We start from the raw sequence: 14,710 nt of genomic DNA, 5'->3' as shown, positions 1-14,710 counted from the left end.
CTCCTTTATTGCATATTATCTGTAGTATATTATACTATATTAAGGAAAAAATGACTACCTAATGCTCTAGCTTCTAAAACTAGTTGAGCATCAGCATGAAATATTGCCTCTGGTTTATATTCTTTTATTATTTCATCAATTCGCTCTTTATCTCTAAATACTTTGGAAATTTTCAATTATTATTTTTTCCATATGGTTTCTATCAATTTCTAAATAATATATTCCGTCTATCCTTATTCCCTTTCCTTTTAATATAAAGGTTTCAATATTATCTAATTCTATGTCTTTTAGTAAATAGGTCAAGGCACCTATTTGTTCAACTTTAAGGTCAGTGAAAATTTTATCCTGTACTTTTAAATATAAAGGAAGTATGTCAGTCAGTTTTCCATTTTCCTTAGTCTGCTGAAATAGTGTTAGTATAAACTTTTGCTGCTGCTCTATTCTTGCAAAATCACCTATAGAAGTGTTTCTATCTCTTAGATAAATAAGTGCCTGCTCCCCATTTAGTTTTTGCTCACCTTTTTCTAAGACTTTTTCCCTAGAAGCCATATTTCTCTCAACATCTATAGTTACTCCTCCTATGGTATCTACAATGCTTTTCACAGCATCCATATCAACAGTAATATAATAATGAATATTAATCCCTAGTAAGTCCTCTACTGCTTGGACTGCATACTGATTTCCCTTTTTCTTAGGCCCTCCACCAAAGGCCATGGCATGATTTATCTTGTCCTTATTTTTATTGCCAGGCACATCTGTATAGGTATCTCTTGGGATAGATAGCATCTTTACTTCTTTTGTGTCTAGGTTCACAGATGAAACAATGATTGTATCACTTCGATATCCCATTCTCTTGGATTCACGTTTTTCGCTACTATCTATTCCTAGTAAAAGTATATTAATCACATTTTTACTTGAGTCTAGATTATCTAAGCTAGAATTGTCTACATCTTCCTTTTCTTGTATCTCTTGACCATACAAATCTAATTGCCTTTGAGTATTTTTTTGTATCAGTAAATCTTGTTGTTTCAAGTCTTTTTCAAAAGCTTTATGAGGATTTGTTAAATTATTATATTTTTGAAGCCCTATAGTAATCCCTACTACTAAGACACAAGCCACACAAAATATAATAATACTTAGGGTCTTTATTTTACTCATTTCTTGCTCCTTCCCCACCTGTTTTTAACTTCTTCTTAATCACATTTATCATAGTATCTGCCTCATCAATCTTCATAAAGTAAATAATAATAAAATATATGATTGCACCAGTACAAATCGCACCTATCAATCCTAATTTTTCACCAATAAATTTAGATAAAATAATATGTATTACTTTAGCTATTGCCCCCATTATCAATGATGCACAGGTTATTTTTAAAAAAGAAAAAGCTGTTTTCTTCATATTAAATAAACCTATTTTCTTTTTTAAGCTCAATAGTAATAATATAGTACAAAATATACCTGATATACTTGTTGCTAATGCAAGCCCACCTATACCCATGAATTTAGAAAGTAATATATTTAATATTATGTTTATTATCATGGCAATTGTAGCATTAATCATAGGAATTTTAGTATCTTGTAAAGAATAAAAAGCTCTTGACAAAATATCTCTAAATCCAAAGCCTACCATACCTATAGAGTAAAAAAATAGGGCATTTGATGTCATCTCTATAGCTTTTAGGTCAAAAGCTCCTCTTCCAAATAAAAGCCTAACTACTGACTCTGCAAATATCATTGCCCCAACTGCAGCTGGTATTAATAATAAGCTAATTGAATTTAATGCTTCTGATACAGTTTTTTTAAGCCCATTTATATTATCCTCAGCAGCCATTTTAGATATGATAGGATACATAGCAGTAGATAGAGAAGTTACAAATATTCCTTTTATAAATGAATTAAGCTTATTAGAATAATTCAAAGCTGAAATCCCGCCTACTGCTATCTTTGATGCAATAGTTCTATCTACAAGCACATTGATTTGATCTACAGAGCCTCCTATTATAATGGGAAGTGCTAAATATGCCATTCTCATAATATGCTCATCTTTTATATCAGCTACTAATTCATATTTGTATCCTTTTCTATAGACGAAGGGAAGTAAAAATAACAATTGAGAAACATGGGCTAGCACTACACCTATAGGCAACATCATAGTAGTTGTACTAAAGCTTAAAAAGATTGATAAGATAATGAAAAAGTTCAGTGGAAATCCAACCAAAGCTGGTATAACATAACTTCCTTTCAACTGAAGAAATCCACTGAAAATATATATAAGGCCCGTAGAATATATGCCAAACAAGCTTATCCTTGTAAACTTTATTGTTAAAGCTAAGGTATTTCCCTCAAATCCTGATGCAAATAAATGAACTAATTCCTCTGTAAATGATAATCCTAAAAAAACAATAACTGTACATATAACAGTTAAAATGTTTACAAGACTATTAGTATATCTATTTCCTTCTTTTTCTCCGTATTCTTGTGTTATCCTACTATACATAGGTATATATCCTGTCGATATACCTATGCCAACAAATGTAAATATAACCATTGGAATAGATAATGATATTAAATAGGCATCACTAATACTTGATGCACCATAAAAATATGATAGTGTAATATCTCTAATGAAACCAAGTGTTTTTGACAATATTGTAATTAACATTAAAAGAATGGCTGTTTTTTTCATATTATCACCATATTCTTTATCAATAATCTAAATAATTGAAATCACAAATCACATTTTAAAATTAGTCCTCAAAGGAAAACTCGTTATTATAAAGGCAAAATATATGATAACCAATAAAATGCAGATTATTGTATACATTCTTTTCTCCTTAATATTTTTAACAGGGTATAGATAAATGATGGGGACTAAATAGTCAGTTGATAATAGAAACCTTGTTGCAGTTAATTCAGAAATATATGTTATTGCAGATCCTAATAATAAAAAACCGAAAAGCTTATTAATAATACGATATATTCTATCCTTAACTCTAGTACTAAACAGCACCATCAGTACGTAATTAAACATATAGAATAAATATTTTGGTAGCAGATTAATTCCCGTTTGCCTATTCAGAAAATTGATAAACTTTTGCTTTATATATCCATTTGGCAAGCTTATTATTATGCTTTCTGTAAAACCCGATAGAGAAATAGTCAAACTAAGTACTATAAAAAGAATAACTATTATATAATTAAATTTCAGATAGTAAAATATAAAAAAGCCAGCACATACAACAATCATAGAATAGTGCACAGAACATCCTAAAATAATAAGCACAATTCCGGTTTTTTTCTTGCACACAAATAATAGGGATATGCCTAGAAGAATAAAAGATAAAGCTAATCCTTGTCTAATTATATTTATGCTCATTAATATAGTATATGGCATACAGTATAGGGACCAATAGGCTAAGTTAACATATTTAAAAGCAGATTTGAAAATATATTTATAAGCAAATGCTAAATTAAATGAAGTAATAAAACATATGGTAAATAAGTATGCTCTCCAATTATTTTTTGCAAAGGTATATATTATTCTGTTAATTAAAATAAATCCTATTTCACTCCAGTTTTCCTGATTTAAATATATGCTTACATAGTTGTTTGTATCTGCCCCTACTGAAAAATCTCTAAATCCATAAAACAAAGATATTGATAATGTCTGCATAATTAGAATAATAACTCTTTTTTTGTCAGTTACTTTCATGCCAATTAAAGCTAGAAAAAGTAAATATACATAAAAAGCAACTACAGAAGCTAGAGAATATTTCATTTTTATCCCTCATTCATATTCTTCATATGGCTTCAAATTTAGTGTGTTTTAGATTCAGTTCGTTTAGAACTACTCATCATTTTCACCTAGTTTTTATCATCAAATATTAAAGGATTCTTCTAATAATTTCCCAATAATCCAAGGTGCTTTTAGCATTAATTCTATATAAATCAGAATTATTTATCATCTTACTTAAAATGCTCTTCTCTAAGTCAAACATCCTATCTATTGACAAATCTGGATTAAAATAATTCATAACTAACATAGTAGGAGATCTATGATAATTGAATTCGTATTTATTTAAGTTTATGATGCTTTCAAATATACCCTCATTACACTTTAAAACTTCATTATCCCCTTTACCTAAAACTACTACATCTGTGATTTTAGACTTAATTAAAATACGCCCACAGCCTATATAATCTATGATTGATTTTGATTTTATTGAGAAAAGCTGTAGTATAGGTATCTTGCTGCTTAACATATTAGCTAGTGTGTCAAGCTTTGACTCTTTATAATGATTATAGTTTCTAAATGTACTAGTCCAAGGTACAGCATAAACGTTCTCTCCATCTATTAAGGCTATGTCCTCCGCTATAAATTTTGTCTCATCTAACTCACATAATTTTATTGCAGTTAAGGTTTTACCTGTATTAGGAGGCCCAAAAATCACAATGGCTTTATCCTTTACTTTTACTGCAGAACAGTGAATTGTACAGTACCCATTGATTAACAAAAATCCAGATGCCAAGTCGGTTAATATATAGCCTAATGAGTGTAAATTCATGAATCTGTATTTTATATGTTTAAAGTAGTTTTTACTTACTATAACATTCAAATAATCATTGCCTATTACCTTAATTGAATATCTAAGTTTAGAATTAAAAATAAAGTTTCTTTCATAATAAATCTTTCTTTCATTTTTTCTTGCAAAAAAGTAATTATACTTATCATAGTCATCTATATTTAATGTTTTATCAAACACTTCCTTAGATTTTCTTACATCCAATACTATCTTTATTTTACACTTTTCAAATTCCGATTCAGTTGTTTTAGGGGCTGATACACCATAAACCCACTTGAATTTACTTGAGTTAGTCTTAACTCCAAGAATACCTTCTACATACACATAGTAATTCATGTTACACCTTACATGATTTATTGCATTGTTTGTGTCGATTCTCTTAATTAAATCAATTATCACTTTATAACTTTCTTTTCTATCAAAGTATTTCTCTGCAAACAATCGTGAGTTTCTTGAATATTTTTTCATTGTTTCCCTACAGCTTATCATCTTTAAGATAGAATTTCTCAATGAATCAACGTTTCCTGGGTTATAATTGATACCTAACTCTTTATTGAGCATCAAATTTAAAATTTCTCTTTCTTGACATGAATTTAAAATAGGAAGCCCTGCAGATACATAATCACTTAACTTATTTGTTATTGTTTGCTTTGCACTTCCTTTTATGGCATTTAATCCAATATCTGATTTTTTCAAAATATGCACCATTTTCTCGTAATTGACGTAACCATAAAAATACACATTTTGATCGTATACATTTAGTTTTTTTGCTAACTCTACTAATCTAATCTCATCAGGACCTGAGCCTAAGATATTTAGCTTTATATTCTTGTATTCTTTCAATTGTGCAAAAGCTTTGATTGCAGTATCTATATCATAACTATGACTCAATGTCCCTATGTAAGTAATCCAAATATCTTGTTCCTTCTTATGAATTTTATCTTGTTCATAATAATCATCACTAAATTTTTTCAACTCTGTACCAATGTAAACTGGTATAAATTCTTTGCACTTAGTTCCCTTGACATTTGCTCTTTGCGCATAAGTCTCTGACACACCAATCACAGCATCTGCCATTTTATATATTCTATTAGCAAAACTAGTGAAAGGCCACATTAGGAGTTTTACAAAAAATTTTCTAGTATTAATAGCTGATGATATTGACTCTGGCCATGTGTCTTGTATATCGATTATGAAAGGTAAATTGTTTTTTTTAGCATATCTACCTGCAACATATGAAGCACTCATTGTAGGATATGCAGAATAAATTAAATCAGGCTTTTTCAATTTCTTTATAGTTTTCTTTAAATTACTTGCAAATTTTATATGGCTCATTGCCCTTTTAATTGAAACATTTTTTTTGTATCCAGGTTCATGAATTATCTCAACCATATAGGGGCAATTTTTAGATATTTGACTATCTATATGTATTTTTTTCATATGATTAAAATTATTAGTAAACAGAAACACTTCAAATTTTTCCTTATTCAATCTATTAGCTATATATTTAAATCTATTTCTCTCTCCTGCAGTATCTATATCAGCAAATGGTGCAATTACCCATACTTTTTTCATGTGCCAACCTCCTAAAAGATCCTTTGCGTGCGATCAGGATGACATAAATTGACTTTTCCAGTATTCTCATTTGATAGGTGTTTGCATATTGTCTTTCAATGCATCAATAACTATTTCAACATCCTCTTCCCTGAGGTTAGTACTGCACGGTATATTTATAAGGCTTTCTTCAAAAGTAAATGCCTTTTCTATTTTAAAACTTTGATTATCTAAATAAGGCTTCTGCTTATGTGTCAATCTCCATAACGGTCTAGTTTGAATGTTTCTGCTATTCAACTTTCTTAGCAATTCATCTCTATCAATTCCATACTTTTCTTTGTCTACTATAACTGAATAAAACCAGTAGTTTGCTCTTGTATCTGTCCTAAATGGCAATAAAGTAAGCCCTTCAATATTTTTAATTGCTTCTTTATATAAATTATAATTTCTGATTTTAGCCTCAATAAAGCTTTCTAATCTATGGATTTGCTCCACTCCAAAAGCGGCTTGAATATTGATCATGCGGTAGTTGTAGCCTATGTCATCATGGATAGAATATAGAGAATCTGTTTTTGCCTGTAATCCTAAGAACTCTACTCTTTCTAGCAATTTTTCATTACTTGATACAACCATTCCACCGCCACCTGTGGTAATTATTTTATTGGCATTGAATGAATATACTCCAATGTCTCCAATAGTGCCACAGTATTTACCTGCATATTTCCCTTCAAGATAATAAGAACCCAAAGCCTCTGTAGCATCCTCAATAATTTTCAAATTATATTTTCCTTTAATATCCATGAGCTTTTCCATATCAGCTAGATTGCCAAATACGTGAACTACTACTATGGCTTTTATCTGCCTACCAGTTCTTTTATTTATTACTTTTTCATTTGCATAAGTGCACCTATTTTCCAAAAAATCTTCTAGCTTGCTCATGTCCATATTTAAAGTGTCATCGCAATCCATAAATATAGGCTCTGCTTTTAAATACTTAACTGGATTTACTGCTGCTATAAACGTAAGTGTAGGCACTATAACTTCATCTCCTGCCCCTATATCTAAAACTCTTAAAGCAAGATGAAGCCCTGCTGTCCCAGATTGGCAAGAAACTGCCCTATTTACACCAACGTATTTTGCAATCTTTTCTTCAAATTCTTTAATGAATCTTCCGCCCGTTGATACCCATCCTGTTTCTATAGTCTCCTGTATATTTCCCAATATATCTGAAGATAGATTTGGAACTGATAGCGGTATCACTTTAAACTCCTTCATAAGTCACCCCTTTATTTATTCAATATTTTGAACCTATGAACTCTTCCATAGTGGTGTCATCATTTTGATTAATATCCTTTCTTCTAACTACTTTATATACAGTTAGCCATATAATCTTTAAATCTAAAAGAAATCTAACATTGTCTACATACCAAACATCATGTTCAAACTTCTGCTCCCAGCTAATCTTATTTCTGCCATTGACCTGAGCCCAGCCTGAAATACCTGGCAATACTTCATGTCTTCTCATTTGCTCTGGTGAATAATGTTCTAAATACTTAACTAATAGTGGTCTAGGACCTATGAAGCTCATTTCTCCACGTAGAATATTGAAAAGCTGTGGAAGTTCATCTATGCTCGTTCTGCGTAAAAATGAGCCCGTCTTTGTTAATCTCTCCTTATTCGAAAGCTGTCTATCTTCATAGTTAGTTTCAATTTTCATAGTTCTAAACTTGTAAACTTTAATTACTTTTGTATCCTTCCCAAGTCTTTCTTGTATAAATAAAATTGACCCTCTTGATTCAAGCTTTATTGCTATAGCAGAAACTACCATAATTGGCGATACAATTAGCAATAATATCAGTGCAAAAACAGAGTCTAATATCCTTTTTATGGTTAAATAAGGTTTCATACATTAAACCCCTTTGATTAAGCAAAAATAGGTAAATGTTCCTAGAAATTTTAATCCTTAGCTAGTACTATAAGTTTATTAAGCTGTATTAAGAAATATGTTTTATATTATGCCTTTAACCTTCCTAGCAGGAACTCCTACATATACAGAATTTTTATCAACATCTTTTATAACAACTGCTCCAGCCCCAACTATTGAATTTTCTTCAACTAATATATTTTGTATTATGCAGCTTCCAGTTCCAATAGTTGAAGCCTTACTAATGACAACATTTCCAGAAACATTGCATGCTGGCATCAAGGTAGAAAAATCCTGTAAAATAACATCATGACCTAATGTACACCCTATATTAATATTGCAATGATTCCCTATCTTACAATCTGGATTGATAATAACCCCGCCACAAATAATATTGCCTTTACCTATAGATATGTATTTACTGATAATAGTACTTGGATGTATTAGATTGACCCAATTAACCTTAGATAGTTTATTGTATATTTTTTCTCTTATACTACCTTGTCCTATAGCTATGACAGCATTTACTTCCCTATTTTGTGATATATCTTGTAAATAGTCTGTATCTCCAACAACTTCATAATCAAGTACACTTTTACCTAATAAACTTAGATTGTCATCAATTATTCCTACTAAATCATACTCTCTATGAACATTGTTTATTTTATTAACAATTTCAATAACCTGTTTACTAAAGCCTCCGCTACCTATAATGTAAAGAGGTTTCATTTATGTATTCATCTCCTCTAAATATTTATTGTATGGTTTAGAATCGCTTTTGACATTTTTTAAGAAGGTCTTCACCCTATTTGAATAAATACAGTATAGTTATACATAAGTTTATTAAGCTATATTTTAAAATATGTTTATTGCAAAAAAAATAACCCCAGTACTTGGGAGTTATTTTCTCCCTTGTACATGGGGTCTACTTTCTCATAAGCTTGCTAAAGATTTTTTTTATACCCTTTTTCGGCTTATACATCTTTGGTTCTTCAATCTCTATATTATTCCCTGCAGCTATTGCTTCAGGATTGGTTGTAGTGATTTTTAAAGTTTTCTCTCTACCTATTAAATTGTTTAGAATATTTGTTGCCTCACTAATGTTGTAGTATCTGCTACTTGGCTTGTGAGCATCTGTTCCAACAAAATGTATCATGTCATGCCTAAGTAGTATCTCAGCAGTATTTCTAACCATTTCTTCATATACACCTAATATACTAGGAAGATTTAATTGAGCTAAGGCACCTCTAGATATAAGCCTATATAAAATATTTGGATCCTCAATTATCTTTGTATTTCTTTCTGGATGAGCGATAATAGGAGTTATGCCTTTAAGCTTAAGGTTATATATTATTGAATCTATATATATTGGCAAATCATGCATAGGTAATTCTATCAACATATAATTTGAATTATCTAATGTAGTTATTTGACCTTTTTCTAGAAGTTTTAATACATCTGGAGTTGAATACACCTCACACCCAAGATATATTTTTATGTCAACATTTCTACTACAAAGCTCAGAATTTAATCTATCTAAAACCTCTCTATTATAGGTAACATCCTTATATCCTATACCTTCTATATAATGTGGAGTAGCAAATATAAATTGTACACCGCTATTTTTAGCCATAATAGCCATATCTACAGCTTCCTCTAAACTACCTGCACCATCATCAACCCCAGGCAATATATGGCAATGCACATCATACATTTATAAGTTTCCTCCTGTAGCTTTTTTTCTTTTATTTCTTCTTCTTGGGCCAGTCTCCTCTTCTTCACAATATGCCTGATAGTAATTATAATAATGGTATTTGTAATATCCCCCTTCATTAGTAGGTACTTTGTTCATCACAACACCTAAAATATTTGCATTTACATTTTGTAGTAACTCTTTAGCATTTATAGCTGCTTCTTTTATTGCTTGCCCTACAGCACATACTAGTATTAACCCATCACATTTAGTAGACAGTACTGCAGCATCTGTTACCATCCCTACTGGTGGAGCATCTAGAAGAATAACATCATAATCTTCCTTGATCTTTTCCAGAAATTCCTTCATCTTATTTGAACCTAGAAGCTCTGCAGGGTTTGGTGGAATAGGACCTGAAGTTAGTATGTCAAGATTACCTATACCGGTAGATATAATAACTTCTTTGTAGTCTAGATTTTCTGAAAGAACAGTAGTAAGTCCATTATTATTAAATAAACTAAAAACCTTATGTATTCTTGGTTTCCTAAGGTCAGCATCTATCAATAAAACTTTCTTATCTACTTGAGCCATTGTAATAGACAAGTTAGATATTACTGTACTCTTTCCTTCACCAGGTCCAGAACTAGTTACTACTATACTTTTAATATTTTTATCTATATTTGAAAACTGTATGTTTGTCCTAAGTGTCCTATAAGCCTCTGATGTAGGAGATTTAGGATTGTTATGAACGATTAATTCTCTATTTTTCAATATAATCCCTCCTAGTTTCCTGAATTCTTAGGTATCATTCCAATAACAGGAAGATCAAGATACCTTTCAACATCTGATGGAGTTTTTATAGTGTTATCCATGTATTCTAAAACAAACACTAAAAAAACACTTATAATTACTCCTAAAATCCCAGCTATAGCCATATTAAATATTGGTCTAGGCTTTACAGGATTTATAGGCACTTCTGCCTTGTCAATAACCTGGACATTTTCAATTTTCATCATACTAACTACATTCTTATTAAAGACTTTAGCAGTTTCATTTGCAATCCTTGCAGCAAGCTCAGGATCATTGTCATTTACAACTATTTTTATAATTTCAGTGTCTTTTACTAAGGAAACATTTACTTTGTTCCTAAGCTGCTCAGGTGTTAAACTTAGCCCTAGATTGCTAATTACTTCATTAGATACTACTCTACTTTTTGCGATTTCTCCATATGTAGATACAAGTTTTTGATTTAATAGTACGTCATTATACTGAATAGTTTCATTAGTTCCTACTCCTGAAGTAGGCTTACTTAGCATAAGTGTAGTAAAAGTTTCATATTCAGAATCTAAAACAAAATAGCTGACTACACCACTAGCTGCTACGGATAGCACCGTTATAAGTACAATAATCCATAATCTTCGCCATATTACATAAAATAATTCCCGTAGTTCTATTTCTTCCATATAGCTTGCCTCCGTTCTTTAAAATAACATATTCTATATTAATTTTTATTTTCACCTCTTAATAAAATATTCATAAAATAATCTGAGAAATAATGAACTATGTCAAAAACATGCTAAAGTCCTATTCACTTAAGTAATAAAATGTAGTATAATGTCAAAATAGAGGTGAGACTCAAGTGAATTTTTTTGGAGCATTAAAAAAAATCATAAGCAGAAAAAAAACAAAAGGATATTATGAAGCCAGTCAAATACTTACTGTTGAAGAAAAACAAAGTCTAGTTATTGCATCAGCAATATTAATTGTTCCATTTATTTTATCTCTAATACTGATGCTTTCAAACTAACAGTACACTCAACTCCCCTTGTAATTTTATTGTTATTTCTATTATCTAGAATTTTACTTAAATCATAATCAATTAAAGCTACAGCTTTAATTTTTATCTGGATATAAATGTCAAAACCATCCCCCCTTTGATTTTTGTGTCAAAAAAACAATAGACACGATTATGATCTTACTTAATCGAAGATTATTTGGTCTATTAGTCATATAAACATAGTAATGCAGCACTCCTTTTTTTATTTTTTATAGGAGTACTGACCTAGATATAATTATTATACTATTATTATCCTGCTTAGTCCAATAAATCAAACAAAAACTGAGAGTTTATCGTTCACTATAATTCGACATTTTTCTCTTGTTTTTTCTATATTATACATTAAAATATTATTAATATTAGCAAAAAACACCCTTTAGTTTGAGTTGCTAAAAGGTGCAAACTAAACTATTTTGTGCTATGTTTAACTAATTCATTTCTAAAATTTATTACTTTAATTAGGGGTCTCGCCAACATCTCCGACAAATCCCACGCTAAGGGAACAAATGGAGATATTCCTTACTTTTTTCCCACGTTAAGCAGCAGGAGAATATTTTATATAGCTCCTGTTTCTTTATAATCTTTGAGTGCATTATAATATAAATTATGTTGCACTATATAGAGAGAAATGGTATAATTTAATTAATGAATGCAACATAATTGAATCACTTATTGTTTCTTGATAATGCAACATAATTTATAGGAGGGGTGCGAATGTTTGAAAGAATTAATGAACTTAAAGAAAAGCTTGATAGAAATAGACCATTACCAGAAATTATTGTAGATAAACTAAAAAATGCTTTTAACATAGAAATGGTATATAATTCAAATGCAATTGAAGGTAATACATTGACACTTCATGAAACTAAAATGGTTATAGAACAAGGTTTAACAGTTGGTGGTAAGCCTTTCAAGGATTATTTGGAAGCTGTAAACCTTGCAGAAGCAATTGAATTTATCGAAGAACTTGTAAAAGGTCAAGAACCACTAAATGAAAACAACCTAAAGAAAATTCATTATCTGGTACTAAAAGGATTTGAGAAAGAAAATAAGTATGCAGGAGTATTTAGAAGTGTACCTGTTATGATTTCTGGTAGTCAACACGAACCTACTCAACCTTATTTGATACAACCAGAGATGGAAAAACTATTTTATTGGTATGACGAGAACAAATATAGCCTGCACCCTGTAGAATTAGCTTCATTGTTTCACTTTAAATTTGTGTATATTCATCCTTTTATTGACGGCAATGGTAGGACAGCAAGACTTTTAATGAACTTTATTCTAATGCAATATGGGTTTCCTCCTGCTATAGTAAAGGCTGAACATGCAGTAAGGGCAAAATACTACAACACTTTAGAGATTGCTAGCACAACAGGAGATACGAGACCATTTGTGCAGTTTATAGCTGACTGCGTAGAAACTACTTTAGAAAAGTATTTAAAGCATGTCGGTTAAACAAAGTGAGGTAATAAAGATGGTAGAATCCTTTAAAAATTGGCTAGACAACCAGCAATTAAGTAAAAACACCATGAAATCTTATTCAGGACATATAAAATGCTATTTAAAGTGGTTCCAAGAAAGCTTTAATACACCTTTTAATCAGCTCTACCGTGAAAATATACTAGATTATGTGAGTTATATGGTTAATATAAAAAAACTCAAAGCAGAAAGCATTAATGCGCATTTGGCAGCTCTAATTAAATTAAATGAATATTTAGTAAATCAGAGTATTCAAACCGATACTGTTGTATCAAAGAAAGATTATATTAAGATTCAAAAGGAATATATTAGTCCTGCTACTATTATAAAGGCTGATGTAGAAGCTTTTCGTCAAAAAATATTGGAAAACAGGGATAAACGAGATTATGCGATAGTTACCCTACTTGCATATTCAGGCATGCGAATATCTGAAGCTCTGAATATTAAAATTGATGATTTAAACTTAACTGCAAGAGAAATATTGGTGAGATACGGAAAGAGAAAAAAACAAAGATTAGTAATTATCAATGATAAGATTTCTAATGCCATTAAAGAGTACTTAAAGGAACGAGAGCAACAGAAAAATAAAGATAGTGACTATTTATTTATTAGTCGTGAGTCTAATAAAGTAGATCGATCAGTAATCAATCGTATTTTCAATGAATACAGTGAAAAAATTACCCCCCATACCTTAAGACATTTTTTCTGTTCTTACGCTCTGGAAAATGGATGGTCTACTCATGAAGTAGCTGCACAAGTTGGACATTCAAATATTCATACGACTATGCTATATACTCATCCATCTAGGAACGAAATAAAACGAAAGGCGAATCTATTGTAAAGGCAGTGATATCAATGGCTACACCTGAGATCCTTTTAACTGAAGATCAGCGTTTGGAATTTACTCAAATATCCTCTAATATTAATGAATGGGAAATCGCCAAATATTATACCTTTTCTGAACAGGACAAAGAAATTATTAATCGTCACAGAAGAGACTATAACCGTTTAGGCTTTGCTGTCCAATTAGGAGTACTCCGTAATCCTGGTTGGACTTTAAACAATGTCAATCATATTCCTTGACCCAGTTTTAGAATATATAGCAGAACAGCTTAATATTGATCCTAAAGAAATGATCCAATATGCACAAAGAGAAAATACAAGGCTAGAACATTTACAGGAAATCCGCGAAAAATATGGATATAGAAATTTTATAGAACAAGATGAAGAATCGCTTATTAGCATTCTGCTATCAGCAGCCATAGAAAATGATAATGTAATTAATCTAATGAAAACTGCTATAGAGACTCTAAGAAAACAAAAAATCATACTTCCTGGTATTACTACTATAGAAAAATTTGTTCATGATGTTAGAATCAAAGCTGAAAATAGTATTATTGAAATGATTAATTCTACGATTACAGATAGGCGTTTTGATGAAAGTAAAAGATATGCAATATTAGCCATCTATTTATATGAACTTAGTAAAACTTTGGATAGGTTACAATAAACTAGACAACTATTTTAAGGTCATGTAAACTAATTACAATATATAAAAAGGAGAACTGTTTACATGAGAAAAAGAGAAAGAAGAACCTATACCGAAGAATTCAAAGAGCAAATGGTAAAACTAT

Annotated in this window: 16 protein-coding genes; 5 read left to right on the top strand and 11 right to left on the bottom strand. The window is 30.4% G+C overall.

The window, feature by feature from the left end:
- Positions 1-29: 29 nt before the first annotated feature.
- From ABV008_RS02585 to ABV008_RS02535, 11 genes are all read right to left on the bottom strand, one after another.
- Positions 30-176 carry a hypothetical protein gene (locus tag ABV008_RS02585; RefSeq protein ID WP_352418254.1) on the bottom strand — a complete coding sequence of 49 codons (147 nt, stop codon included), beginning with the start codon at positions 174-176 and terminating at the stop codon, positions 30-32.
- Positions 154-1,158 carry an LCP family protein gene (locus tag ABV008_RS02580; protein ID WP_352418253.1) on the bottom strand — a complete coding sequence of 335 codons (1,005 nt, stop codon included), beginning with the start codon at positions 1,156-1,158 and terminating at the stop codon, positions 154-156. The genes ABV008_RS02585 and ABV008_RS02580 overlap by 23 nt, the downstream gene beginning before the upstream one ends.
- Positions 1,151-2,689, bottom strand: a complete 1,539-nt coding sequence (gene murJ / locus ABV008_RS02575) for a murein biosynthesis integral membrane protein MurJ (protein WP_352418252.1) — start codon at positions 2,687-2,689, stop codon at positions 1,151-1,153. The genes ABV008_RS02580 and murJ overlap by 8 nt, the downstream gene beginning before the upstream one ends.
- A 48-nt stretch (positions 2,690-2,737) precedes the next feature.
- Positions 2,738-3,781 carry an EpsG family protein gene (locus tag ABV008_RS02570; protein ID WP_352418251.1) on the bottom strand — a complete coding sequence of 348 codons (1,044 nt, stop codon included), beginning with the start codon at positions 3,779-3,781 and terminating at the stop codon, positions 2,738-2,740.
- A gap of 106 nt (positions 3,782-3,887) precedes the next feature.
- The gene (locus ABV008_RS02565; RefSeq protein ID WP_352418250.1) at positions 3,888-6,161 is read right to left on the bottom strand and encodes a glycosyltransferase family 4 protein; all 2,274 of its coding nucleotides are present in this window, start codon (positions 6,159-6,161) and stop codon (positions 3,888-3,890) included.
- 66 nt (positions 6,162-6,227) lie between these two features.
- Positions 6,228-7,415 carry a LegC family aminotransferase gene (locus ABV008_RS02560; protein WP_352418249.1) on the bottom strand — a complete coding sequence of 396 codons (1,188 nt, stop codon included), beginning with the start codon at positions 7,413-7,415 and terminating at the stop codon, positions 6,228-6,230.
- Positions 7,416-7,434: 19 nt separating this feature from the next.
- Positions 7,435-8,046, bottom strand: a complete 612-nt coding sequence (locus tag ABV008_RS02555) for a sugar transferase (RefSeq protein WP_352418248.1) — start codon at positions 8,044-8,046, stop codon at positions 7,435-7,437.
- A 102-nt stretch (positions 8,047-8,148) separates the two neighbouring features.
- Positions 8,149-8,793, bottom strand: coding sequence for an acetyltransferase (locus ABV008_RS02550; protein ID WP_352418247.1), 645 nt, complete (start codon positions 8,791-8,793; stop codon positions 8,149-8,151).
- A 196-nt stretch (positions 8,794-8,989) separates the two neighbouring features.
- Positions 8,990-9,778 (bottom strand): tyrosine-protein phosphatase, encoded by a 789-nt coding sequence (locus ABV008_RS02545; protein ID WP_352418246.1) that lies wholly within the window; start codon positions 9,776-9,778, stop codon positions 8,990-8,992.
- The gene (locus ABV008_RS02540) at positions 9,779-10,531 is read right to left on the bottom strand and encodes a CpsD/CapB family tyrosine-protein kinase (protein ID WP_502929736.1); all 753 of its coding nucleotides are present in this window, start codon (positions 10,529-10,531) and stop codon (positions 9,779-9,781) included.
- Between the two features lie 8 nt (positions 10,532-10,539).
- Complete coding sequence (locus ABV008_RS02535; RefSeq protein ID WP_352418244.1) at positions 10,540-11,220, bottom strand: YveK family protein; 681 nt, start codon at positions 11,218-11,220, stop codon at positions 10,540-10,542.
- Positions 11,221-11,396: 176 nt separating this feature from the next.
- On the opposite strand from ABV008_RS02535, the gene ABV008_RS02530 reads away from it, so the two are divergent.
- From ABV008_RS02530 to ABV008_RS02510, 5 genes are all read left to right on the top strand, one after another.
- On the top strand, positions 11,397-11,564 hold the full coding sequence (locus tag ABV008_RS02530) for a hypothetical protein (protein ID WP_352418243.1): 168 nt from the start codon (positions 11,397-11,399) through the stop codon (positions 11,562-11,564).
- Positions 11,565-12,308: 744 nt separating this feature from the next.
- The gene (locus ABV008_RS02525; protein WP_352418242.1) at positions 12,309-13,052 is read left to right on the top strand and encodes a Fic family protein; all 744 of its coding nucleotides are present in this window, start codon (positions 12,309-12,311) and stop codon (positions 13,050-13,052) included.
- Between the two features lie 19 nt (positions 13,053-13,071).
- Positions 13,072-13,917, top strand: coding sequence for a tyrosine-type recombinase/integrase (locus ABV008_RS02520; protein WP_352418241.1), 846 nt, complete (start codon positions 13,072-13,074; stop codon positions 13,915-13,917).
- Between the two features lie 14 nt (positions 13,918-13,931).
- A complete protein-coding gene (locus tag ABV008_RS02515; protein ID WP_352418240.1) occupies positions 13,932-14,159 on the top strand; it encodes a DUF4158 domain-containing protein in 228 nt (75 codons plus the stop codon).
- Positions 14,140-14,586 (top strand): DUF4158 domain-containing protein, encoded by a 447-nt coding sequence (locus ABV008_RS02510; protein WP_352418239.1) that lies wholly within the window; start codon positions 14,140-14,142, stop codon positions 14,584-14,586. Before ABV008_RS02515 ends, ABV008_RS02510 begins: the two co-directional genes overlap by 20 nt.
- Positions 14,587-14,710 lie beyond the last annotated feature (124 nt).

The organism is Proteiniborus sp. (genome assembly GCF_040308045.1).
GTDB lineage: Bacteria > Bacillota > Clostridia > Tissierellales > Proteiniboraceae > Proteiniborus.
Note: the sequence above shows the minus strand (reverse complement) of the source record. Positions and strands in the feature narration are given on the sequence as shown.

Excerpts from the sequence above, each read along its gene's own strand:
- ABV008_RS02570 (WP_352418251.1), bottom strand. The coding sequence starts at position 3,781 with ATGAAATATTCTCTAGCTTCTGTAGTTGCTTTTTATGTATATTTACTT.
- ABV008_RS02550 (WP_352418247.1), bottom strand. The coding sequence starts at position 8,793 with ATGAAACCTCTTTACATTATAGGTAGCGGAGGCTTTAGTAAACAGGTT.
- ABV008_RS02535 (WP_352418244.1), bottom strand. The coding sequence starts at position 11,220 with ATGGAAGAAATAGAACTACGGGAATTATTTTATGTAATATGGCGAAGA.
- murJ (WP_352418252.1), bottom strand. The coding sequence starts at position 2,689 with ATGAAAAAAACAGCCATTCTTTTAATGTTAATTACAATATTGTCAAAA.
- ABV008_RS02545 (WP_352418246.1), bottom strand. The coding sequence starts at position 9,778 with ATGTATGATGTGCATTGCCATATATTGCCTGGGGTTGATGATGGTGCA.
- ABV008_RS02510 (WP_352418239.1), top strand. The coding sequence starts at position 14,140 with ATGTCAATCATATTCCTTGACCCAGTTTTAGAATATATAGCAGAACAG.
- ABV008_RS02520 (WP_352418241.1), top strand. The coding sequence starts at position 13,072 with ATGGTAGAATCCTTTAAAAATTGGCTAGACAACCAGCAATTAAGTAAA.
- ABV008_RS02560 (WP_352418249.1), bottom strand. The coding sequence starts at position 7,415 with ATGAAGGAGTTTAAAGTGATACCGCTATCAGTTCCAAATCTATCTTCA.
- ABV008_RS02555 (WP_352418248.1), bottom strand. The coding sequence starts at position 8,046 with ATGAAACCTTATTTAACCATAAAAAGGATATTAGACTCTGTTTTTGCA.
- ABV008_RS02525 (WP_352418242.1), top strand. The coding sequence starts at position 12,309 with ATGTTTGAAAGAATTAATGAACTTAAAGAAAAGCTTGATAGAAATAGA.
- ABV008_RS02515 (WP_352418240.1), top strand. The coding sequence starts at position 13,932 with ATGGCTACACCTGAGATCCTTTTAACTGAAGATCAGCGTTTGGAATTT.
- ABV008_RS02580 (WP_352418253.1), bottom strand. The coding sequence starts at position 1,158 with ATGAGTAAAATAAAGACCCTAAGTATTATTATATTTTGTGTGGCTTGT.
- ABV008_RS02565 (WP_352418250.1), bottom strand. The coding sequence starts at position 6,161 with ATGAAAAAAGTATGGGTAATTGCACCATTTGCTGATATAGATACTGCA.